Below are 21,582 nucleotides of genomic sequence, written 5' to 3'. Positions count from 1 at the left end.
CACTCAAAAGGATAGGCAAAAGCAGAACGAAAACACCATCTCAGGGTTTCCCTGATGCCGACTAATATTATCCCTGAGGCAACTGCAAAAGTTATTGACGAAACTCAATCAGGTATCATGGATAACTCTTTGAAAAATTTAACAGCCATTAAAAAAAATCGCAGCGTTTTCGCGCTGCGATTTTTTTGAAAAGCGCGTCGGAAAAGTTACGATCAGAACGAAAGCGCGCGGTTAAAACCGACGAAATGCCTAAACTATGGCACAGTGCCATCAAGTTGCTTTCAAGTGTGCTGCAGTTTCGAACTGAATACCGCACAGGCGTACTCGGCAACAAAAAACCCCCGGAACTTTCGTCCCGGGGGTTCGCAACCAACGGTCACACTTCAGGCTTAGAACGGAATATCGTCGTCGAAGCTGTCGAAGTCAGCGGCCGGTTGCGGGGCAGGCTGCTGCGGTGCCGGACGCTGAGGGGCCTGCTGCGGACGCGGCGCCTGCTGGCGCGGTGCCTGGTTGTACTGCTGCTGGCCGCCCTGGTTGTAGTTGCCGCCACCCTGATTGTACGGGTCGCCACCTTGCTGCTGGTTCTGCGGACGACCGCCGAGCAGCTGCATGGTGCCCTGCATGTCGACGATGATCTCGGTGGTGTAGCGCTTGATGCCGTCCTTTTCCCACTCGCGGGTCTGCAGCTTGCCTTCGATGTACACCTGCGAACCTTTGCGCAGGTACTCGCCGGCGATCTCGGCGACCTTGCCGAACAGCGACACGCGGTGCCATTCAGTACGCTCGACCTTCTGCCCGGACTGCTTGTCGGTCCACTGCTCGCTGGTGGCCAGGCTCAGGTTGGTCACGGCGTTACCGTTGGGCAGGTAGCGGACTTCGGGATCCTGACCGCAGGTACCGACCAGAATGACTTTGTTAACCCCACGGGCCATAACGTTCTCCTAGGCTTCGCACGCCGAAGAGGCTGGGTTCACCAGACGCTCGAGGGTCGTACGGTCCAAAATTTTCGTATCCAGTTTGATATAGATGGCGGCTTCTTCTGCCACCACCACGGCGTCGGTCACACCCGGCACGGCCATCAAGCGCTCGGTCAGCCCGGCTTCCCGGACCGCCTCCGGCGTCAGCGGCATGCGCAGGCTGGTCACGTAGGGTGGCTCGTTCATGCGCAACGCAGTGAGCAGCCACACCGCACACAGGCCCGCGCAACCGAGAAACACCATGCTCAGGCCACCGTGCTGGAACAACCAGCCACCGATGATTCCTCCCAGCGCGGCACCCAGGAACTGGCTGGTGGAGTACACCCCCATCGCAGTCCCTTTGCCGCCAGCGGGCGACACCTTGCTGACCAGCGAAGGCAGAGATGCCTCCAGCAGGTTGAAGGCAGTAAAGAATACCACGGTGCCGATCACCAGTCCGCGCAAGTTGTCAGCCCACTGCCAGAAGAACACCTCCACCAGCAGCAACACACTGACCGCGCCAAGCAGCACGCGTTTCATCTTGCGCTTCTTCTCGCCGTAGATGATGAACGGGACCATTGCAAAAAATGAGACGAGCAGCGCGGTCAGGTACACCCACCAGTGCTGCTCTTTCGGCAACCCGCCGCGCTCGACGAACGCCAGCGGCAGCGCCACGAAGCTGGCCATGAGGATGGCGTGGAGGATGAAGATGCCCACATCCAGGCGCAGAAGGTCCGGATGACGCAGGGTCGGGCCGAGCGCCTGGCGGGCCACACCGGATTCGCGATGCTGCAAGGTGCTGTGGGTGTTGGGCACGACAAATGCGATCAGGGCGATACCAACCAGGGCAAGTCCTGCGGTGGCGAGGAACAATCCTGACAAGCCAAAGGCGCGGGTCAACAATGGACCAATCACCATCGCCACGGCGAACGACAAGCCGATGCTCATGCCGATCATCGCCATGGCCTTGGTTCGGTGCTGTTCGCGGGTGAGGTCGGAAAGCAGCGCCATCACCGCCGCGGAAATAGCGCCCGCGCCTTGCAGGATACGCCCGGCGATCACGCCCCAGATCGAATCGGCCTGGGCCGCCAGCACGCTGCCCAGGGCGAAGATCACCAGCCCCAGGTAGATCACCGGGCGACGGCCGATGCGGTCGGAAATCACCCCGAACGGAATCTGCAGCACAGCCTGGGTCAGGCCATAGGCGCCGATGGCCAGGCCGATCAGCGCGGGGGTGGCGCCAGCCAAGTCCATGCCGTAGGTGGCCAGCACCGGCAGTACCATGAACATGCCCAGCATACGAAAGGCAAAGACCAGGGCCAGGCCGCTAGCGGCGCGGGTTTCGCTGCCACTCATGCGTTCGTTGTGGGTGTCGTGCATGGAATAACCTCGTGTGAACCGGCGGCGATTCTATCAGTCCGACGCGTGGACGGCATATACGTGACGCTTTGCCGCGTACTGGCAGCGCGCCGTATACTCCTGTGTTTATGCCCGCCGAGCGAGGCCGCAGTGGACAAGATCCTGATCCGTGGGGCACGCACCCACAACCTGAAGAACATCGACCTCACGCTACCGCGGGACAAGCTGATCGTGATCACCGGCCTGTCCGGTTCCGGCAAGTCGTCCCTGGCGTTCGACACTCTGTACGCCGAAGGCCAGCGCCGCTACGTGGAATCGCTGTCGGCGTACGCCCGGCAGTTCCTGTCGATGATGGAAAAACCTGACGTCGACACCATCGAAGGCCTCTCGCCAGCGATCTCCATCGAGCAGAAGTCGACCTCGCACAACCCGCGCTCGACCGTCGGCACCATCACCGAGATCTACGACTACCTGCGCCTGCTCTATGCCCGGGTCGGTACGCCACGCTGCCCGGACCACGACATCCCGCTGGAAGCGCAAACGATCAGCCAGATGGTCGACCTGGTGCTGGAAAAGCCCGAGGGCAGCAAGCTGATGCTGCTGGCCCCGGTGATCCGCGAGCGCAAGGGCGAGCACCTGGCGGTGTTCGACGAGCTGCGCGCCCAGGGCTTCGTGCGCGCCCGGGTCAACGGCAAGCTCTACGAGCTCGACGAACTGCCCAAGCTGGACAAGCAGAAGAAGCACAGCATCGATGTGGTGGTGGACCGTTTCAAGGTCCGTGCCGACCTGCAGCAGCGCCTGGCCGAGTCGTTCGAGACCGCGCTCAAGCTGGCCGACGGCATTGCCCTGGTGGCACCGATGGACGACGAGGAAGGCGAAGAAGCGATCTTCTCCGCCCGCTTCGCCTGCCCGATCTGCGGCCATGCCATCAGCGAGCTGGAACCGAAGCTGTTCTCCTTCAACAACCCGGCCGGCGCCTGCCCGACCTGCGATGGCCTGGGGGTGAAGCAGTTCTTCGACACCAAGCGCCTGGTCAACGCCGAACTCACCCTCGCCGAGGGCGCGATACGTGGCTGGGACCGGCGCAACGTCTATTACTTCCAGATGCTCGGCTCACTGGCCGCGCACTACGGCTTCAGTCTTGAAGAACCTTTCGGCGAGCTCTCGGCCGATCACCAGAAAGTGATCCTGCATGGCAGCGGCAAGCAGAGCGTCGACTTCAAGTACCTCAACGACCGTGGCGACATCGTCAAGCGCTCGCACCCGTTCGAGGGTATCGTGCCCAACCTCGAGCGCCGCTACCGCGAGACCGAGTCGGCCACCGTGCGCGAGGAGCTGGCCAAGTTCCTCGGTACCCAGCCCTGCCCCGATTGCCGCGGCACGCGCCTGCGCCGTGAGGCGCGGCATGTATGGGTGGGTGAGAAAACCCTGCCGGCAGTCACCAACCTGCCAATCGGCGAAGCCAGCAACTACTTCGGCGAGCTGACCCTCACCGGGCGTCGTGGCGAGATCGCGGCGAAGATCCTCAAGGAGATCTGCGAGCGCCTGCAGTTCCTGGTCAATGTCGGCCTCGACTACCTGACGCTGGACCGCAGCGCTGACACCCTGTCCGGTGGCGAAGCCCAGCGCATTCGCCTGGCCAGCCAGATCGGCGCCGGCCTGGTGGGCGTGATGTACATTCTCGACGAGCCGTCCATCGGCCTGCACCAGCGCGACAACGACCGCCTGTTGGCCACCCTCAACCACCTGCGCGACCTGGGCAACACGGTGATCGTGGTTGAGCATGATGAAGACGCCATCCGCTTGGCCGACTACGTGGTGGACATCGGCCCGGGCGCCGGCGTGCACGGTGGGCAGATCGTCGCCGAGGGCTCGCCGGAAGAAGTCATGGCGCACCCTGATTCGCTGACCGGCAAATACCTGTCCGGGCGCAAGAAGATCGTCGTGCCCGCCAAGCGCACCCCGCGCAACAAGAAGCTGTCGCTCAAGCTCAAGGGCGCACGCGGCAACAACTTGCAGAACGTCGACCTGGAAGTGCCAATCGGCCTGCTGACCTGCGTGACCGGCGTGTCCGGTTCGGGTAAGTCGACGCTGATCAACAACACCCTGTTCCCCCTGGCCGCCACCGCCCTCAATGGCGCAAGCAGCCTGGAGGCGGCGCCGCACGCCAGCGTCGACGGCCTGCAACACCTGGACAAGGTGGTCGACATCGACCAGAGCCCGATCGGCCGTACCCCACGCTCGAACCCGGCCACCTACACCGGCATCTTCACGCCGATCCGCGAGCTGTTCTCCGGCGTGCCGGAGGCCCGCTCACGCGGCTACGGCCCGGGGCGCTTCTCGTTCAACGTCAAGGGCGGCCGCTGCGAGGCCTGCCAGGGCGATGGCCTGATCAAGGTAGAGATGCACTTCCTGCCGGACATCTACGTGCCCTGCGACGTGTGCAAGAGCAAGCGTTACAACCGCGAGACCCTGGAGATCAAGTACAAGGGCAAGAACATCCACGAAGTGCTGGAAATGACCATCGAGGATGCCCGCGCGTTCTTCGACGCGGTCCCTGCCCTGGCGCGCAAGCTGCAGACTTTGATGGACGTGGGGCTTTCCTACATCAAGCTGGGGCAGTCGGCGACCACCCTGTCCGGTGGCGAGGCGCAACGGGTCAAGCTGTCGCGCGAGTTGTCCAAGCGTGATACCGGCAAGACCTTGTACATCCTCGACGAGCCTACTACCGGCCTGCACTTCGCCGACATCCAGCAACTGCTCGATGTACTGCACCGCCTGCGCGACCACGGCAACACCGTGGTGGTGATCGAACACAACCTGGATGTGATCAAGACCGCCGACTGGCTGGTGGACCTGGGGCCAGAGGGCGGCTCCAAGGGTGGCCAGATCATCGCCTGTGGCACGCCTGAGGAACTGTCCGAGCAGAAGCAGTCGTACACCGGACATTACCTCAAGCCGCTGCTTGAGCGAGACCGAGCCTGACTTGATGTGAAAAAGCCCCTGGCATCGTTGAATGCCAGGGGCTTTTTTATGTGGCCTGCACCGACCAGTTCGCCAGCAAGCTGGCTCCTACTGAAGAGCGGCGCACCTGGGACCCCGTAGGAGCCGGCTTGCCGGCGAACAGCGCCGACCGATCACATCTGCGACTGCAGGTAGTTCTCCAGGCCAATAGCCTTGATCAACCCTTGCTGCTTCTCCAGCCAGTAAGTGTGATCTTCCTCGGTATCCGCCAGTTGCGCGCGCAGGATGTCGCGGCTGATGTAATCCTTGTGCAGCTCGCACAGCTCGATGCCCTTGCACAACGCGGCACGGACCTTGTACTCGAGCTTCAAGTCGGCCTCGATCATCTCCGGCACGGTACTGCCTACTTCCAGGTCGTCGGCGCGCATGTCGGGCGTGCCTTCGAGCATCAGGATACGGCGCATCAGCGCATCGGCGTGCTGGGTCTCTTCCTCCATCTCGTGGTTGATACGCTCGTAGAGCTTGCCCAGGCCCCAGTCTTCGTACATCCGCGAGTGAATGAAGTACTGGTCGCGCGCGGCCAGCTCGCCTTTCAGCAACGTGACGAGGTAATTGATTACGTCCGGGTGACCTTGCATCGCCCTGCTTCTCCCTGTGAATGCGTCAATGAACATAGTTTGAACCAGCTTCTGCTCGCGGTCACTGGGAAATGCGCAATAAGATGCAAAAAAACGGTTGAACGGTAGTGATTTTCATTGAAAAACCGCCCAAATGAGGGCGGTTCTTCTTATCACTTCGACTTAGGCGAGATTCATGCCCAAGGCTTTGGCAATGCCTTCACCATATGCTGGGTCGGCCTTGAAGAAGTGCTGCAACTGGCGCTGAACAACGTCTTCGCTGACCCCCGCCATAGTCCCGGCTATGTTGCTGATCAACAGTGCCCGCTGCTCATCGCTCATCAACCGGAACAACGCTCCAGCATGGCTGTAGTAATCACTGTCTTCGCGGTGATCGTGGCAGTCGGCCGCGCCGCTCAACGCCTGTGCCGGTTCGGCGTGACGTGGCGACTGCTTAGGTGCATCACCATAGCTGTTCGGCTCATAGTTCGGCGCGCCACCGTAGCTGCCCGTGGCCATGGCGCCGTCACGCTGGTAACTGTGCACCGGGCTACGCGGCGCATTGACCGGCAGCTGCTGGTGGTTGGTACCCACACGGTAGCGGTGGGCATCGGCGTAAGCGAACACACGACCTTGCAGCATGCGGTCAGGTGACAGGCCGACACCCGGGACCATGTTGCTGGGACCGAAGGCTGCCTGCTCCACCTCGGCGAAGTAGTTGAGCGGGTTGCGGTTGAGCTCCAAAACGCCCACTTCAATCAGCGGATAGTCCTTCTGCGACCAGGTCTTGGTCACGTCGAACGGGTTCTCTTGGCGGTTCGCGGCCTCATCCTCGCTCATCACCTGGATACACACGCTCCAGCGTGGGAAGTCACCACGCTCGATGGCCTCGAACAGGTCGCGCTGTGCATAGTCAGGATCAGTGCCCGCCAGGCGCGCAGCATCCGCCGGCGCCAGGTTCTTGATGCCCTGCTGGGTCTTGAAGTGCCACTTCACCCAAGTGCGTACGCCCTTGTCGTTAACCAAGCTGTAGGTGTGGCTGCCAAAACCGTGCATGTGGCGGTAGCCATCCGGAATTCCACGATCGGAGAACAAGATGGTGACCTGGTGCAGTGCTTCAGGCGAATGCGACCAGAAGTCCCACATCATTTGGGCATTCTTCAGGTTGGTTTGAGGGTGGCGCTTTTGGGTGTGGATGAAATCCGGGAACTTCAGCGGATCACGGATGAAGAACACTGGCGTGTTGTTGCCGACGATGTCCCAGTTGCCTTCCTCGGTGTAGAACTTGACCGCAAAGCCACGAGGATCGCGCTCAGTGTCGGCCGAACCCCGCTCACCACCCACGGTGGAGAAGCGCAGGAACGTCTCGGTCCGCTTGCCCACCGCATTGAACAGTTTGGCGCAGGTCAGATAGGTAATATCGCGGGTAACGGTGAAGGTGCCAAAGGCGCCCGAACCCTTGGCGTGTACGCGGCGCTCGGGGATGTTCTCGCGGTTGAAGTGGGCGAGTTTCTCGATCAGGTGAAAATCGTCGAGCAACAAGGGGCCGCGGGGGCCTGCGGAACGGGAATTCTGGTTGTCGGCTACAGGTGCACCGCTGGCGGTGGTCAGAATCTTGCTCATGGGCTCTCCTTATCGGTCTCTAATCGCCGGCTAGGCGGTATGTAGAGGAGTATCCGCGAGCATGATTCCATTAACTAATTCATTGATTTTTTAGTTTCGATAGAAAATTACAATTCATACAGATACAAAAAACCGGGCACTAGGCCCGGTTTCTTGTAGCAGACAGAACGTCTTACTCGGCAGCTTCTACAGCACCACCGACTGGACGATCAACCAGCTCGACGTACGCCATAGGCGCGTTGTCGCCAGCGCGGAAACCGCACTTCAGGATGCGCAGGTAGCCGCCCTGACGGGTGGCGTAGCGCTTGCCCAGATCGTTGAACAGTTTGCCAACGGCGGACTTCGAACGGGTACGGTCGAAGGCCAGACGACGGTTGGCTACGCTGTCTTCCTTGGCCAGGGTGATCAGCGGCTCGGCAACGCGGCGCAGTTCCTTGGCTTTCGGCAGGGTGGTTTTGATCAGCTCGTGCTCGATCAGCGACACTGCCATGTTCTGGAACATGGCCTTGCGGTGAGAGCTGGTACGGCTCAGGTGACGTCCACTTTTACGATGACGCATGATTCATTCCTTACCAAACACTACGTTCGGTGATTACGACGATCAGGCAGTCGCCTTGTCGTCCTTCTTAAGACTTGCAGGCGGCCAGTTGTCGAGGCGCATGCCGAGAGACAGACCACGGGAGGCCAGGACGTCCTTGATTTCAGTCAGGGACTTCTTGCCCAGGTTAGGAGTCTTCAACAGCTCTACTTCGGTACGCTGAATCAGGTCGCCGATGTAGTAGATGTTCTCCGCCTTGAGGCAGTTGGCCGAACGTACGGTCAGTTCCAGGTCGTCAACCGGGCGCAGCAGGATCGGATCGATCTCGTCTTCCTGCTCGACCACAACCGGCTCGCTGTCACCTTTGAGGTCGACGAACGCGGCCAGCTGCTGTTGCAGGATGGTCGCGGCACGACGGATGGCCTCTTCAGGATCCAGGGTACCGTTGGTTTCCAGATCGATGACCAGCTTGTCCAGGTTGGTACGCTGCTCAACACGGGCGTTCTCGACCACATAGGCGATACGACGCACCGGGCTGAACGAAGCGTCCAGCTGAAGGCGACCAATGCTACGGCTTTCGTCTTCGTCGGTTTGACGGGAGTCGGCCGGCTCGTAACCGCGACCACGAGCTACGGTGAGCTTCATGTTCAGGGCGCCGTTGGACGCCAGGTTCGCGATTACGTGATCGGGGTTGACGATCTCGACATCGTGATCCAGCTGAATATCGGCAGCGGTAACCACCCCCGAACCCTTTTTCGACAAGGTCAGCGTAACTTCGTCACGACCGTGCAGTTTGATAGCCAGGCCTTTCAGGTTCAACAGGATTTCAATGACGTCTTCCTGTACACCTTCGATCGCGGAGTACTCATGGAGTACGCCGTCGATCTCGGCCTCGACTACTGCACAGCCAGGCATGGAGGACAACAGGATGCGGCGCAGCGCGTTGCCCAGGGTATGGCCGAAGCCACGCTCGAGAGGCTCGAGCGTGATCTTGGCGCGGGTTGGACTGACAACCTGCACATCGATGTGGCGGGGTGTCAGAAACTCATTTACCGAAATCTGCATGGATGCACCTATTTTCTAGCCCTTACTTGGAGTAGAGCTCGACAATCAGGTTTTCGTTGATGTCGGCGGACAGGTCGCTGCGAGCAGGAACGTTCTTGAAAACGCCCGACTTTTTAGCAGCATCCACGTCTACCCACTCAACGCGGCCACGCTGGGCGCACAGTTCAAGGGCTTGAACAATGCGCAGCTGGTTCAGCGACTTCTCGCGAACCGAGACCACGTCACCCGGACGAACTTGGTAGGATGGAATGTTCACAGTCTTACCGTTGACGCTGATCGCTTTGTGCGAAACCAGCTGACGCGACTCGGAACGAGTCGAGCCGAAGCCCATACGGTAGACGACGTTATCCAGACGGCACTCGAGCATCTGCAGCAGGTTCTCACCGGTGGCGCCTTTCTTCGAGGCAGCCGCTTGGTAGTAACCGCGGAATTGACGCTCCAGCACGCCGTAGATACGACGGACTTTTTGTTTCTCGCGCAGCTGGGTACCGTAGTCGGACTGACGGCCACGGCGCTGGCCGTGGATACCTGGGGCTGCTTCGATGTTGCACTTCGATTCCAGAGCGCGAACGCCGCTCTTCAGGAACAGGTCAGTGCCTTCACGGCGAGACAGTTTGCATTTTGGACCAATGTAACGTGCCATTTATCTGTCTCCTGATTACACGCGACGCTTCTTCGGCGGACGGCACCCGTTATGCGGGATTGGCGTCACGTCGGTGATGCTGGCGATCTTGTAGCCGCAGCTGTTCAGTGCACGAACGGCGGATTCACGACCTGGACCTGGACCCTTGACGTTGACGTCGAGGTTTTTCAGACCATATTCCAGCGCAGCTTGACCAGCACGCTCAGCAGCGATCTGGGCTGCGAACGGGGTGGATTTGCGCGAACCACGGAAACCCGAACCACCGGAAGTAGCCCAGGACAGTGCGTTGCCCTGACGGTCGGTGATGGTCACGATGGTGTTGTTGAAAGACGCATGGATATGGGCGATGCCATCAACCACTGTCTTTTTGACTTTCTTACGAGGACGAGCAGCAGGTTTTGCCATGTCTATATTCCTGGGCGGTTACTTGCGGATCGGCTTACGCGGGCCCTTACGGGTGCGTGCGTTGGTCTTGGTGCGCTGACCGCGAACCGGCAGACCTTTACGATGACGCAGGCCGCGGTAGCAACCCAGGTCCATCAAGCGCTTGATCTTCATGTTGATGTCACGACGCAGGTCACCTTCGGTGGTGAACTTCGCGACTTCGCCACGCAGGGTTTCGATTTGCTCGTCGCTCAGATCCTTGATCTTAGCGGCTGGGTTGACACCAGCGTCTGCACAGATCTTCTGTGCAGTTGTGCGACCGACACCATAGATGTAGGTCAGCGAGATAACAGTATGCTTGTTATCTGGAATGTTGACGCCTGCAATACGGGCCATTCAGTGGGACTCCAATTGACAGCTACCTACGCCCCGGAAGCCAAGAAATAGGGCGCGAGATAATATCGCTGTAGAAACGAATAATCAACCCAGCAGCACACTAGCTGCTGGGTTTGAAGCGCAGATCACACTCAGCCTTGGCGCTGCTTGTGACGCGGTTCCGCGCTGCAGATCACGCGCACGATACCTTCGCGACGAATGATCTTGCAGTTACGGCACAGCTTTTTCACCGATGCACGAACTTTCATTACCGACTCCTCGAACCTTAGGGGGCTAAATCAGCGCAGCAGACCGCTGCCGCCGTAGCCTTTCAGGTTGGCTTTCTTCATCAGGGATTCGTACTGGTGCGAAACGAGGTGCGATTGTACTTGGGACATGAAGTCCATCACAACCACTACCACAATCAGCAACGAGGTCCCGCCAAGGTAGAACGGCACGTTTGCTGCCACCACCAGGAACTGGGGCAGAAGGCAGACGGCCATCATGTAAAGAGCACCGAACATGGTCAAACGGGTCAGGACGCCATCAATGTAGCGTGCCGACTGCTCACCAGGACGGATACCCGGAATAAAGGCACCGGACTTCTTCAGGTTTTCCGCTACGTCTTTCGGGTTGAACATCAACGCTGTGTAGAAGAAGCAGAAGAAAATGATCCCTGCACTAAACAGCAGAATGTTCAACGGCTGACCAGGAGCGATCGACTGCGAGATGTCCTGCAGCCAGCCCATACCCTCGGACTGACCGAACCAGGCACCCAGCGAAGCCGGGAACAGCAGAATGCTGCTCGCGAAAATGGCCGGGATTACGCCCGCCATGTTCACCTTCAGCGGCAAGTGGCTGGTCTGCGCAGCGAAGACCTTGCGGCCCTGCTGACGCTTGGCGTAGTGAACGGCGATACGACGCTGACCACGCTCAATGAACACCACGAAGCCGATAATCGCTACTGCCAGCAAACCGATAGCGACCAGGGCGAAGATGTTGATATCGCCTGTGCGCGCAGACTCGAAAGACTGCCCGATTGCTCTCGGAAGACCGGCAACGATACCTGCGAAGATCAACATCGAGATACCGTTGCCCACACCGCGCTCGGTGATCTGCTCGCCCAGCCACATCATGAACATCGCGCCCGCCACGAAGGTGGAGACGGCGACGACATGGAAGCCGAGGCCTGCAGAAAACGCCACGCCCTGGTTGGCCAGGCCAATGGACATGCCAATGGCTTGGACCAGCGCCAGGATAACGGTGCCGTAGCGGGTGTACTGGCTGATCTTGCGACGGCCAGCTTCACCTTCCTTCTTCAACTGCTCCAGCTGCGGGCTGACAGCGGTCATGAGCTGCATGATGATCGACGCCGAGATGTACGGCATGATCCCCAGTGCAAAAATGCTCATGCGCTCCAGCGCGCCGCCGGAAAACATGTTGAACAAGCTAAGAATGGTCCCCTCATTCTGCCGGAACAGATCCGCGAGACGGTCCGGGTTAATGCCTGGTACCGGGATGTGCGCGCCGATTCGATAGACGATGATCGCCATGAACAGAAAACGCAGACGAGCCCAGAGTTCCGACATCCCGCCCTTACCGAGCGAAGAGAGAGCACCTTGCTTAGCCATTTATTCCTCGAACTTGCCGCCAGCTGCTTCGATAGCCGCACGTGCACCTTTGGTGACGGCGATACCCTTGAGGGTGACTGCGCGAGTGACTTCGCCCGACAGCATGATTTTCACGCGCTGTACGTGCTGGCCGATCACGTTGGCGTCCTTGAGGGACTGAACGGTGATCAGATCGCCTTCCACCTTGGCCAGCTCGGACAGACGCACTTCAGCGCGGTCCATGGCTTTCAGGGAAACGAAGCCGAACTTCGGCAGGCGACGGTGCAGCGGCTGTTGACCGCCTTCGAAGCCTGGAGCAATGGAACCACCGGAACGGGAGGTCTGACCTTTGTGGCCACGGCCACCGGTCTTACCCAGACCGCTACCGATACCACGGCCCGGACGGTGCTTCTCGCGACGGGAACCCGGCGCTGGACTCAGATCATTGAGTTTCATTGATTAGCCCTCGACCTTCAGCATGTAGTAGGCCTTGTTGATCATCCCGCGGTTCTCGGGAGTATCCTGGACTTCTACAGTGTGACCGATGCGACGCAGACCCAGACCCTTAACGCACAGTTTGTGGTTAGGGATACGGCCCGAGACGCTCTTGATCAGCGTTACTTTTACGGTTGCCATGATCAGAAGATCTCCTCGACAGTCTTGCCGCGCTTGGCAGCAATGGACTCAGGGGATTGCATGGCTTTCAGACCCTTGAAGGTGGCGTGAACCACGTTCACCGGGTTGGTCGAACCGTAGCACTTGGCCAGGACGTTCTGAACGCCAGCAACTTCCAGGACGGCACGCATTGCGCCACCGGCGATGATACCGGTACCTTCCGAGGCAGGCTGCATGTAGACCTTCGAGGCGCCGTGGGCGGCCTTGGTGGCGTACTGCAGGGTGGTGCCTTTCAGGTCGACCTGAATCATGTTGCGACGGGCAGCTTCCATGGCTTTCTGGATCGCGGCTGGTACTTCGCGCGATTTGCCACGGCCGAAGCCAACACGACCCTTGCCATCACCTACCACGGTCAGCGCGGTGAAGGTGAAGATACGGCCGCCTTTTACGGTTTTGGCTACGCGGTTAACTTGAACCAGCTTCTCGATGTAGCCTTCGTCGCGCTTTTGATCGTTATTTGCCATAACTTAGAACTCCAGCCCGCCTTCACGAGCAGCATCAGCCAGCGCTTTGACGCGGCCATGGTACTTGAAGCCGGAACGGTCAAAGGCAACTTGAGATACACCGGCGGCTTTCGCGCGCTCAGCTACCAGCTTGCCAACCTTAGTGGCCGCGTCGATGTTGCCAGTGGCGCCATCACGCAGTTCTTTGTCCAAGGTCGAGGCACTTGCCAGAACCTTGCTGCCGTCGGCCGAAATGACCTGGGCATAGATGTGCTGCGAGGAGCGGAACACGCACAGACGCACGGCTTCGAGCTCGTGCATTTTCAGGCGTGCTTTGCGAGCGCGACGCAGTCGGATAACTTTTTTGTCGGTCATTTGCTAGGCCCTACTTCTTCTTGGCTTCTTTACGACGGACTACTTCGTCCGCGTAACGCACACCCTTGCCTTTGTAAGGCTCTGGCGGACGGAAACCGCGGACTTCAGCGGCCACCTGACCTACCAGCTGCTTGTCGATACCCTTGATCAGGATGTCGGTCTGGCTTGGGGTTTCAGCGGTGATACCGGCTGGCAGTTCGTAATCCACTGGGTGCGAGAAGCCCAGAGCCAGGTTCAGGACGGTGCCTTTAGCCTGTGCCTTGTAACCAACACCGACCAGCTGGAGCTTGCGCTCGAAGCCTTGGCTTACGCCTTGGACCATGTTGTTCACCAGGGCGCGGGTAGTACCGGCCATGGCGCGAGCTTGCTGGTCACCGTTGCGAGCGACGAAACGCAGCTCACCAGACTCTTCGGTAACTTCAACAGACGAGTGAACGTTCAGTTCGAGAGTGCCCTTGGCACCCTTCACCGAAAGCTGCTGGCCGGCGAATTTGACTTCGACGCCTGCTGGCAGCTTAACGGGGTTCTTAGCGACGCGAGACATGCCTATCTCCCCTTAGAACACTGTGCACAGAACTTCGCCGCCGACACCGGCAGCGCGCGCAGCGCGGTCAGTCATCACACCTTTGTTGGTGGAGACGATAGACACGCCCAGGCCGCCACGTACTTTCGGCAGCTCGGTAACGGCCTTGTACTGGCGCAGGCCAGGACGGCTGGAACGCTTCAGTTCCTCGATGACCGGACGGCCTTCGAAATACTTCAGTTCGATCGACAGGGAAGGCTTGGCTTCGCCACTGACTTCGTAGCCGGCGATGTAACCTTCGTCTTTCAGTACTTTGGCAACCGCGACCTTCAGGGTGGAGGAAGGCATGCTTACGACAGACTTTTCAGCCATCTGGGCATTACGGATGCGAGTTAGCATGTCCGCTAACGGGTCCTGCATACTCATGGGCTAGATGCTCCTGATACAAGAATTATTAGCCTTGCGGCTATCACAACCACCCGAGCGCGCAGGGCAAAAAACCCAGGCTCGGGTGAGCCGGTCATTCTAGACACAAGGCAGAAACGAAACAAGCCCCATATAGGGGCTTGTTTCGTTGCGAGGTCACCGGCGGTCGGAAGATCACTCCCCTTCCGCCGGCGGTCACGCCAACTGAATTACCAGCTGGCCTTGACCAGACCTGGCACGTCACCACGCATGGCGGCTTCGCGCAGCTTGTTACGGCCGAGGCCGAACTTGCGGTACACGCCGTGCGGACGACCGGTCAGGCGGCAACGGTTACGCAGGCGCGAGGCGCTGGCGTCACGTGGTTGCTTCTGCAGGGCGACAACGGCAGCGAAACGCTCTTCTGGAGAGGCGTTCAGGTTGACGATGGTCGCTTTCAGCTCAGCGCGCTTTTTAGCGAACTTGGCTACCGTGAGCTGACGCTTCAGCTCGCGGTTTTTCATGCTCTTCTTGGCCATTTTCCTACTCCAATCAGTTGCGGAACGGGAACTTGAATGCACGCAGCAGAGCGCGGCCTTCGTCGTCCGAACGAGCAGTGGTGGTCAGGGTGATGTCCAAACCGCGCAGAGCATCGATCTTGTCGTAGTCGATTTCCGGGAAGATGATCTGCTCTTTCACGCCCATGCTGTAGTTGCCACGGCCATCGAAGGACTTGGCATTCAGGCCGCGGAAGTCGCGAACCCGAGGCAGGGAGATCGCCAGCAGGCGGTCCAGGAACTCGTACATCTTGTCGCTACGCAGGGTCACCTTGACGCCGATCGGCCAACCCTCACGGACTTTGAAGCCCGCGATGGATTTACGAGCGAAAGTCACGACCGGCTTTTGACCGGTGATCTTTTCCAGGTCGGCAACAGCGTGCTCGATGACTTTCTTGTCGCCGATCGCTTCGCCCAGACCCATGTTCAGGGTGATTTTGGTAACGCGCGGAACTTCCATCACGTTCGACAGCTTAAGTTCTTCCTTAAGCTTAGGAGCGATTTCGTTCCGGTAAATCTCTTTCAGTCGTGCCATGGTCTTCTACCTAGCAGTGTTCAAGCATCAACCGCTTTTTGGGTCGACTTGAAGACACGAATTTTCTTACCGTCTTCTACTTTGAAACCAACGCGGTCAGCCTTGTTGGTTTCACCGTTGAAGATGGCAACGTTGGAAGCGTGCAGAGGCGCTTCTTTCTCGACGATACCGCCCTGGACGCCCGCCATCGGGTTAGGCTTGGTATGACGCTTGACCAGGTTCACACCACCGATGACCAGACGATCATCAGCCAGAACCTTCAGCACCTTACCGCGCTTACCTTTGTCTTTGCCGGCGATCACGATGATCTCGTCGTCACGACGAATCTTTTGCATGTCGGATCTCCTTAGAGCACTTCAGGGGCGAGCGAGACGATCTTCATGAACTTCTCGGTACGAAGTTCACGGGTCACTGGCCCGAAGATGCGAGTGCCGATCGGCTCTTGCTTGGTGTTCAGCAGAACAGCAGCGTTGCCGTCGAAACGAATGATGGAACCGTCAGCGCGACGTACACCGTGACGGGTACGAACGACAACAGCAGTCATCACTTGGCCTTTTTTGACCTTACCGCGCGGAATTGCTTCCTTGACGGTAACCTTGATGATGTCACCGATGCCGGCGTAACGGCGGTGGGAACCGCCGAGCACCTTGATGCACATGACGCGACGAGCGCCGCTGTTATCGGCCACATCGAGCATGGATTGAGTCTGAATCATAAAATTTCTCCGACCCCTAGCCCTTAGACTTCAACAGCGCGTTCGAGGACTTCAACCAGTGCCCAGGACTTGGTCTTGGCCAGCGGACGGGTTTCACGAATGGAAACCTTGTCGCCGATCTTGCACTGGTTGGATTCGTCGTGCGCGTGCAGCTTAGTCGAACGCTTAACGTATTTACCGTAGATCGGGTGCTTGACGCGACGCTCGATCAGAACGGTGATGGTCTTGTCCATTTTGTCGCTGACGACACGGCCAGTCAGCGTACGGACGGTTTTTTCAGCTTCAGCCATGATCACTTACCTGCCTGCTGGTTGAGCACAGTTTTCACGCGAGCGATGTCACGCTTAACTTGCGAGAGCAGGTGCGACTGCCCCAACTGGCCAGTTGCTTTCTGCATGCGCAGATTGAACTGGTCGCGCAGCAAGCCGAGCAGTTGCTCATTCAGTTGCTGTGCCGATTTTTCACGAAGTTCATTCGCTTTCATCACATCACCGTCCGCTTAACAAAGGAGGTGGCGAGAGGCAGCTTTGCAGCAGCCAGGGCGAAAGCTTCGCGCGCCAGCTCTTCAGAAACACCCTCGATCTCGTACAGGACTTTGCCTGGCTGGATCTGGGCAACCCAGTACTCCACGGAACCCTTACCTTTACCCATCCGCACTTCGAGAGGCTTCTTGGTAACCGGCTTGTCCGGGAATACACGGATCCAGATCTTGCCGCCACGTTTTACGTGACGGGTCAGGGCACGACGTGCCGACTCGATCTGGCGAGCGGTGAGACGACCGCGAGCGACAGCTTTCAGAGCGAACTCGCCGAAGCTGACCTTGCTACCGCGCAGTGCCAGACCACGGTTGTGGCCGGTCATCTGCTTGCGGAATTTTGTACGCTTTGGTTGCAACATTTGGCGTACCCCTTACTTAGCAGCTTTTTTACGAGGCGCTGGTGCTTGAGGCTTCAGCTCTTCCTGGCGACCACCAATCACTTCGCCTTTGAAGATCCAAACCTTCACACCGATCACACCGTAGGTGGTGTGAGCTTCGTAGGTGTTGTAGTCGATATCGGCACGCAGGGTGTGCAGAGGCACACGACCTTCGCGATACCACTCGGTACGTGCGATCTCGGCACCGCCGAGACGACCGCTCACCTGGATCTTGATGCCCTTGGCACCAATACGCATGGCGTTTTGTACGGCGCGCTTCATGGCGCGACGGAACATAACGCGGCGCTCCAGCTGCTGGGCAACGCTCTGAGCAACCAGCATGGCGTCGAGTTCCGGCTTGCGGATCTCTTCGATGTTGATGTGCACAGGCACACCCATCTGCTTGGTCAGGTCCTGACGCAGTTTCTCAACATCTTCACCTTTCTTACCGATAACGATACCGGGACGAGCGGTGTGGATGGTGATGCGTGCAGTTTGAGCCGGACGATGAATATCGATACGGCTTACGGACGCGCTTTTTAGTTTGTCTTGGAGGTACTCACGCGTTTGCAGATCCTTCAACAGGTAATCTGCGTAAGTCGCGCCGTCTGCGTACCAGACGGAGGTGTGCTCCTTGACGATTCCCAGGCGAATGCCAGTGGGATGTACTTTCTGACCCATCTGATCGACTCCGTTACTTGTCCGCAACCTTGACAGTGATATGGCAAGACCGCTTGACGATGCGATCAGCGCGGCCTTTAGCACGCGGCATGATGCGCTTCAGCGAACGCCCTTCGTTGACGAAGACGGTGGAGACCTTCAGGTCATCAACGTCTGCGCCTTCGTTGTGTTCGGCGTTGGCAACGGCCGACTCGAGGACTTTCTTCATGATTTCAGCGGCTTTTTTGCTGCTGAAGGCCAACAGGTTGAGCGCTTCGCCCACCTTCTTCCCGCGGATCTGGTCGGCGACCAAGCGGGCTTTCTGGGCGGAGATGCGAGCGCCCGACAACTTAGCGGCTACTTCCATTTCCTTACCCCTTAACGCTTGGCTTTCTTGTCAGCCACGTGCCCGCGGTAGGTGCGGGTACCGGCGAACTCGCCCAGTTTGTGGCCGACCATGTCTTCGTTCACGAGAACTGGGACGTGTTGGCGACCGTTGTGTACCGCGATGGTCAGACCGACCATTTGTGGCAGGATCATCGAACGGCGCGACCAGGTTTTAACTGGCTTGCGATCGTTCTTCTCCACCGCCACTTCGACCTTCTTCAACAGGTGAAGATCGATAAAAGGACCTTTTTTCAGAGAACGTGGCACTGTCGTATCCCTCTAGTTACTTGCGACGACGGACGATCATATTGTCGGTACGCTTATTACCGCGGGTTTTAGCACCCTTGGTTGGGAAGCCCCATGGCGATACCGGATGACGACCACCGGAGGTACGACCTTCACCACCACCATGCGGGTGGTCAACCGGGTTCATGGCAACACCACGAACGGTTGGGCGAACGCCGCGCCAGCGTTTGGCACCTGCTTTACCCAGCGAACGCAGGCTGTGCTCGGAGTTCGAGACTTCGCCCAGGGTCGCACGGCACTCAGCCAGTACTTTACGCATTTCGCCAGAGCGAAGACGCAGAGTCACGTAGACGCCTTCACGCGCGATCAGCTGAGCGGAAGCACCAGCGGAACGAGCGATCTGAGCACCTTTACCCGGCTTCAGTTCGATGCCGTGAATGGTGCTACCTACTGGGATGTTGCGCAGTTGCAGGGAGTTACCGGCCTTGATTGGGGCCAGTGCGCCTGCGATCAGCTGGTCGCCAGCGCTCACGCCTTTAGGGGCGATGATGTAGCGACGCTCACCGTCTGCGTAGCACAGCAGGGCGATGTGAGCAGTACGGTTCGGGTCGTATTCGATACGCTCGACAGTGGCTGGGATGCCATCTTTGTCGTTGCGACGGAAGTCAACCAGACGGTAATGCTGCTTATGACCACCACCAACGTGACGAGTGGTGATGCGGCCATTGTTGTTACGACCACCAGACTTCGATTTTTTCTCGATCAGCGGTGCGTGAGGAGCGCCTTTGTGCAGCTCCTTGTTGACCACCTTGACCACAAAACGGCGGCCAGGGGAAGTCGGTTTGCATTTAACGATTGCCATGATGCACCCCTTCCTTACTCAGCACTGCTGCTGAAATCGAGATCTTGGCCTGGCTGAAGGGAGACGATCGCCTTCTTCCAGTCATTACGCTTGCCCAGACCACGTGCGGTACGCTTGGTTTTACCCAGAACGTTAACAGTCGACACGTTTTCAACTTTTACGTTGAACAGGCCTTCGACAGCTTTCTTGATTTCCAGCTTGGTTGCATCGGTAGCAACCTTGAATACGAACTGGCCTTTTTTCTCAGCCAGAACGGTAGCCTTCTCGGAAACGTGCGGGCCAAGGAGGACTTTGAATACGCGTTCCTGGTTCATCCCAGCAGCTCCTCGAATTTCTTCACGGCCGAGACAGTGATCAACACTTTCTCGTATGCGATCAGACTGACCGGGTCGGAACCTTGAACGTCACGTACGTCGACGTGCGGCAGGTTGCGAGCAGCCAGGTACAGGTTCTGATCAACAGCGTCGGAAACGATCAGAACGTCGTTCAGACCCATGCCGTTCAGCTTGTTCAGCAGATCCTTGGTTTTCGGCGCTTCAACAGCGAAGTCCTGAACCACGACCAGACGGTCGCTACGCACCAGCTCGGCGAGGATGGAGCGCAGGGCTGCGCGGTACATCTTCTTGTTGAGCTTCTGCGAGTGATCTTGAGGACGAGCTGCGAAGGTTACACCACCGCCACGCCAGATCGGACCACGGGTAGTACCGGCACGAGCGCGGCCAGTACCTTTCTGACGCCATGGGCGCTTACCGCCACCGGCTACGTCAGAACGGGTCTTCTGCTGCTTGGTGCCCTGACGGCCGCCGGCCATGTAGGCCACGACTGCTTGGTGTACCAGCGTCTCGTTGAATTCGCCACCGAAGGTCAGTTCGGAAACTTCGATCGCCTGAGCGTCATTTACATTAAGTTGCATGTCAGTTTCCCCTTAACCGCGAGCCTTGACAGCCGGACGCACGACCACGTCGCCGCCAGTAGCGCCTGGGACGGCACCCTTGATCAGCAGCAGGTTGCGTTCAGCGTCTACGCGTACTACTTCCAGGGACTGAACAGTCACGCGCTCGGCGCCCATGTGACCGGACATTTTCTTGCCCTTGAATACACGACCAGGAGTCTGGCACTGGCCGATGGAGCCAGGGACACGGTGCGATACGGAGTTACCGTGGGTGTTGTCCTGACCACGGAAGTTCCAACGCTTGATGGTACCGGCGAAGCCTTTACCTTTCGACTGACCGGTTACGTCTACCAGCTGGCCTGCAGTGAAGAGTTCAGCTTTGATCAGATCGCCAGCCTGGAAATCGCCTTCTTCAAGACGGAACTCCCAGACACCGCGACCAGCGGCAACGTTGGCCTTGGCAAAGTGGCCTGCCTGAGCGGCAGTCACGCGCGAAGCACGACGCTCGCCGACAGTGACTTGCACTGCACGGTAGCCATCAGTTTCTTCGGTTTTGAACTGGGTGACACGATTCGGCTCGATCTCGATGACCGTGACCGGAATGGAGACACCTTCTTCGGTGAAAATACGGGTCATACCCGCTTTTCGACCGACTACACCAATAGTCATGTTGTAAACCTCATGAGTGTACGGGGCTTTCACCCGCTATGGCCGCCCATTTCAGAGCGTTACACGACCAGACCGAAGTCTTAGCCGAGGCTGATCTGTACTTCCACGCCGGCCGCCAGATCAAGCTTCATCAGCGCGTCAACGGTTTTATCCGTTGGCTGGACGATGTCCAGAACACGCTTATGAGTGCGAATCTCGTACTGGTCACGCGCGTCTTTGTTGACGTGCGGGGAGACCAGAACGGTGAAACGCTCTTTGCGGGTAGGCAGTGGAATTGGACCACGCACTTGTGCACCAGTACGTTTCGCGGTTTCCACGATTTCCTGGGTGGATTGGTCGATCAGGCGATGGTCGAAAGCCTTCAACCTGATACGGATTTGCTGATTTTGCATTGGATTTCAGACTCCAGGCTGTTCCCAACGGACGCACTACGCCCGCTAAAAGGAGGCGTGATTCTATAGACGCCCCAATTTAGTGTCAACCCAATAAAAAAAGCCCCCGCTGAGCGGGGGCTTTTTCAATCGGTCGAGTGATTACTCGATGATTTTGGCTACGACGCCGGCGCCGACGGTACGACCGCCTTCACGGATGG

General features: G+C 58.6%; 33 protein-coding genes. 1 reads left to right on the top strand and 32 read right to left on the bottom strand.

Translation table 11 applies throughout. The annotated features are described in order from the left end of the window. Positions 1-389: 389 nt before the first annotated feature. Both P5705_RS21295 and P5705_RS21290 read right to left on the bottom strand, forming a co-directional pair. Positions 390-932 (bottom strand): single-stranded DNA-binding protein, encoded by a 543-nt coding sequence (locus tag P5705_RS21295; RefSeq protein ID WP_011531903.1) that lies wholly within the window; start codon positions 930-932, stop codon positions 390-392. 9 nt (positions 933-941) lie between these two features. Next, positions 942-2,336, bottom strand: coding sequence for an MFS transporter (locus P5705_RS21290; protein ID WP_277462857.1), 1,395 nt, complete (start codon positions 2,334-2,336; stop codon positions 942-944). A 129-nt stretch (positions 2,337-2,465) separates the two neighbouring features. Between P5705_RS21290 and uvrA the strand changes: the two genes are divergently transcribed. Continuing rightward, a complete protein-coding gene (uvrA, locus tag P5705_RS21285) occupies positions 2,466-5,300 on the top strand; it encodes an excinuclease ABC subunit UvrA (protein ID WP_277462856.1) in 2,835 nt (944 codons plus the stop codon). Between the two features lie 152 nt (positions 5,301-5,452). Here uvrA and bfr read toward each other — a convergent pair whose 3' ends face one another. From bfr to rpsJ, 30 genes are all read right to left on the bottom strand, one after another. Then, entirely contained in the window at positions 5,453-5,917 is a 465-nt protein-coding gene (gene bfr, locus P5705_RS21280) for a bacterioferritin (RefSeq protein ID WP_166891780.1), read from the bottom strand. Between the two features lie 162 nt (positions 5,918-6,079). After that, positions 6,080-7,519 carry a catalase gene (locus tag P5705_RS21275; RefSeq protein WP_277462855.1) on the bottom strand — a complete coding sequence of 480 codons (1,440 nt, stop codon included), beginning with the start codon at positions 7,517-7,519 and terminating at the stop codon, positions 6,080-6,082. Positions 7,520-7,691: 172 nt separating this feature from the next. Continuing rightward, the gene (gene rplQ, locus P5705_RS21270; RefSeq protein WP_003255451.1) at positions 7,692-8,078 is read right to left on the bottom strand and encodes a 50S ribosomal protein L17; all 387 of its coding nucleotides are present in this window, start codon (positions 8,076-8,078) and stop codon (positions 7,692-7,694) included. A 42-nt stretch (positions 8,079-8,120) separates the two neighbouring features. Beyond that, positions 8,121-9,122 (bottom strand): DNA-directed RNA polymerase subunit alpha, encoded by a 1,002-nt coding sequence (locus P5705_RS21265; RefSeq protein ID WP_003255452.1) that lies wholly within the window; start codon positions 9,120-9,122, stop codon positions 8,121-8,123. Between the two features lie 22 nt (positions 9,123-9,144). Beyond that, positions 9,145-9,765, bottom strand: a complete 621-nt coding sequence (gene rpsD, locus P5705_RS21260; protein WP_011531898.1) for a 30S ribosomal protein S4 — start codon at positions 9,763-9,765, stop codon at positions 9,145-9,147. A 15-nt stretch (positions 9,766-9,780) separates the two neighbouring features. Continuing rightward, on the bottom strand, positions 9,781-10,170 hold the full coding sequence (gene rpsK, locus P5705_RS21255; protein ID WP_003255454.1) for a 30S ribosomal protein S11: 390 nt from the start codon (positions 10,168-10,170) through the stop codon (positions 9,781-9,783). A gap of 18 nt (positions 10,171-10,188) precedes the next feature. Next, positions 10,189-10,545 (bottom strand): 30S ribosomal protein S13, encoded by a 357-nt coding sequence (rpsM, locus tag P5705_RS21250; protein ID WP_003255457.1) that lies wholly within the window; start codon positions 10,543-10,545, stop codon positions 10,189-10,191. A gap of 131 nt (positions 10,546-10,676) precedes the next feature. Further along, positions 10,677-10,793, bottom strand: a complete 117-nt coding sequence (gene rpmJ, locus P5705_RS21245) for a 50S ribosomal protein L36 (RefSeq protein WP_011531897.1) — start codon at positions 10,791-10,793, stop codon at positions 10,677-10,679. Between the two features lie 30 nt (positions 10,794-10,823). Next, the gene (gene secY, locus P5705_RS21240) at positions 10,824-12,155 is read right to left on the bottom strand and encodes a preprotein translocase subunit SecY (protein WP_003255459.1); all 1,332 of its coding nucleotides are present in this window, start codon (positions 12,153-12,155) and stop codon (positions 10,824-10,826) included. Continuing rightward, positions 12,156-12,590, bottom strand: a complete 435-nt coding sequence (gene rplO, locus P5705_RS21235; protein ID WP_011531896.1) for a 50S ribosomal protein L15 — start codon at positions 12,588-12,590, stop codon at positions 12,156-12,158. It lies immediately after the preceding gene. A 3-nt stretch (positions 12,591-12,593) separates the two neighbouring features. Then, positions 12,594-12,770, bottom strand: coding sequence for a 50S ribosomal protein L30 (gene rpmD, locus P5705_RS21230; RefSeq protein ID WP_011531895.1), 177 nt, complete (start codon positions 12,768-12,770; stop codon positions 12,594-12,596). Between the two features lie 2 nt (positions 12,771-12,772). Then, positions 12,773-13,273 carry a 30S ribosomal protein S5 gene (gene rpsE, locus P5705_RS21225; protein ID WP_011531894.1) on the bottom strand — a complete coding sequence of 167 codons (501 nt, stop codon included), beginning with the start codon at positions 13,271-13,273 and terminating at the stop codon, positions 12,773-12,775. 3 nt (positions 13,274-13,276) lie between these two features. Next, a complete protein-coding gene (gene rplR, locus P5705_RS21220) occupies positions 13,277-13,627 on the bottom strand; it encodes a 50S ribosomal protein L18 (RefSeq protein ID WP_023629183.1) in 351 nt (116 codons plus the stop codon). A 10-nt stretch (positions 13,628-13,637) separates the two neighbouring features. Continuing rightward, positions 13,638-14,171 (bottom strand): 50S ribosomal protein L6, encoded by a 534-nt coding sequence (gene rplF, locus P5705_RS21215; RefSeq protein ID WP_046857344.1) that lies wholly within the window; start codon positions 14,169-14,171, stop codon positions 13,638-13,640. A gap of 12 nt (positions 14,172-14,183) precedes the next feature. Continuing rightward, positions 14,184-14,576 (bottom strand): 30S ribosomal protein S8, encoded by a 393-nt coding sequence (rpsH, locus tag P5705_RS21210; protein WP_240066746.1) that lies wholly within the window; start codon positions 14,574-14,576, stop codon positions 14,184-14,186. Between the two features lie 209 nt (positions 14,577-14,785). Continuing rightward, entirely contained in the window at positions 14,786-15,091 is a 306-nt protein-coding gene (rpsN, locus tag P5705_RS21205) for a 30S ribosomal protein S14 (protein ID WP_011531890.1), read from the bottom strand. A gap of 13 nt (positions 15,092-15,104) precedes the next feature. Continuing rightward, positions 15,105-15,644, bottom strand: coding sequence for a 50S ribosomal protein L5 (gene rplE, locus P5705_RS21200; protein WP_003255474.1), 540 nt, complete (start codon positions 15,642-15,644; stop codon positions 15,105-15,107). 20 nt (positions 15,645-15,664) lie between these two features. Next, entirely contained in the window at positions 15,665-15,979 is a 315-nt protein-coding gene (gene rplX, locus P5705_RS21195) for a 50S ribosomal protein L24 (RefSeq protein WP_003255476.1), read from the bottom strand. Positions 15,980-15,990: 11 nt separating this feature from the next. Beyond that, positions 15,991-16,359: a 50S ribosomal protein L14 gene (gene rplN / locus P5705_RS21190; protein WP_008089810.1), complete on the bottom strand. Its 369-nt coding sequence runs from the start codon at positions 16,357-16,359 to the stop codon at positions 15,991-15,993. Between the two features lie 23 nt (positions 16,360-16,382). Beyond that, a complete protein-coding gene (gene rpsQ, locus P5705_RS21185; RefSeq protein WP_008089812.1) occupies positions 16,383-16,649 on the bottom strand; it encodes a 30S ribosomal protein S17 in 267 nt (88 codons plus the stop codon). Positions 16,650-16,651: 2 nt separating this feature from the next. Continuing rightward, positions 16,652-16,843 (bottom strand): 50S ribosomal protein L29, encoded by a 192-nt coding sequence (gene rpmC, locus P5705_RS21180; protein WP_002555481.1) that lies wholly within the window; start codon positions 16,841-16,843, stop codon positions 16,652-16,654. Further along, positions 16,843-17,256: a 50S ribosomal protein L16 gene (rplP, locus tag P5705_RS21175; protein WP_009397508.1), complete on the bottom strand. Its 414-nt coding sequence runs from the start codon at positions 17,254-17,256 to the stop codon at positions 16,843-16,845. The genes rpmC and rplP overlap by 1 nt, the downstream gene beginning before the upstream one ends. A 12-nt stretch (positions 17,257-17,268) precedes the next feature. Continuing rightward, positions 17,269-17,955 carry a 30S ribosomal protein S3 gene (gene rpsC, locus P5705_RS21170; protein WP_011531889.1) on the bottom strand — a complete coding sequence of 229 codons (687 nt, stop codon included), beginning with the start codon at positions 17,953-17,955 and terminating at the stop codon, positions 17,269-17,271. Between the two features lie 13 nt (positions 17,956-17,968). Beyond that, positions 17,969-18,301 carry a 50S ribosomal protein L22 gene (gene rplV / locus P5705_RS21165; RefSeq protein ID WP_003103908.1) on the bottom strand — a complete coding sequence of 111 codons (333 nt, stop codon included), beginning with the start codon at positions 18,299-18,301 and terminating at the stop codon, positions 17,969-17,971. Between the two features lie 11 nt (positions 18,302-18,312). Further along, entirely contained in the window at positions 18,313-18,588 is a 276-nt protein-coding gene (rpsS, locus tag P5705_RS21160) for a 30S ribosomal protein S19 (RefSeq protein WP_003255482.1), read from the bottom strand. Positions 18,589-18,604: 16 nt separating this feature from the next. Continuing rightward, the gene (gene rplB / locus P5705_RS21155; protein ID WP_003255483.1) at positions 18,605-19,429 is read right to left on the bottom strand and encodes a 50S ribosomal protein L2; all 825 of its coding nucleotides are present in this window, start codon (positions 19,427-19,429) and stop codon (positions 18,605-18,607) included. A gap of 14 nt (positions 19,430-19,443) precedes the next feature. Next, complete coding sequence (gene rplW, locus P5705_RS21150; RefSeq protein WP_003255484.1) at positions 19,444-19,743, bottom strand: 50S ribosomal protein L23; 300 nt, start codon at positions 19,741-19,743, stop codon at positions 19,444-19,446. Further along, on the bottom strand, positions 19,740-20,342 hold the full coding sequence (gene rplD / locus P5705_RS21145) for a 50S ribosomal protein L4 (protein ID WP_008089819.1): 603 nt from the start codon (positions 20,340-20,342) through the stop codon (positions 19,740-19,742). The genes rplW and rplD overlap by 4 nt, the downstream gene beginning before the upstream one ends. Positions 20,343-20,354: 12 nt before the next feature. Then, positions 20,355-20,990 carry a 50S ribosomal protein L3 gene (rplC, locus tag P5705_RS21140; RefSeq protein ID WP_011531887.1) on the bottom strand — a complete coding sequence of 212 codons (636 nt, stop codon included), beginning with the start codon at positions 20,988-20,990 and terminating at the stop codon, positions 20,355-20,357. Between the two features lie 80 nt (positions 20,991-21,070). Continuing rightward, a complete protein-coding gene (rpsJ, locus tag P5705_RS21135; RefSeq protein ID WP_003186070.1) occupies positions 21,071-21,382 on the bottom strand; it encodes a 30S ribosomal protein S10 in 312 nt (103 codons plus the stop codon). Positions 21,383-21,582 lie beyond the last annotated feature (200 nt).

The organism is Pseudomonas entomophila (assembly GCF_029478665.1).
Classification (GTDB): domain Bacteria; phylum Pseudomonadota; class Gammaproteobacteria; order Pseudomonadales; family Pseudomonadaceae; genus Aquipseudomonas; species Aquipseudomonas entomophila_F.
Note: the sequence above shows the minus strand (reverse complement) of the source record. Positions and strands in the feature narration are given on the sequence as shown.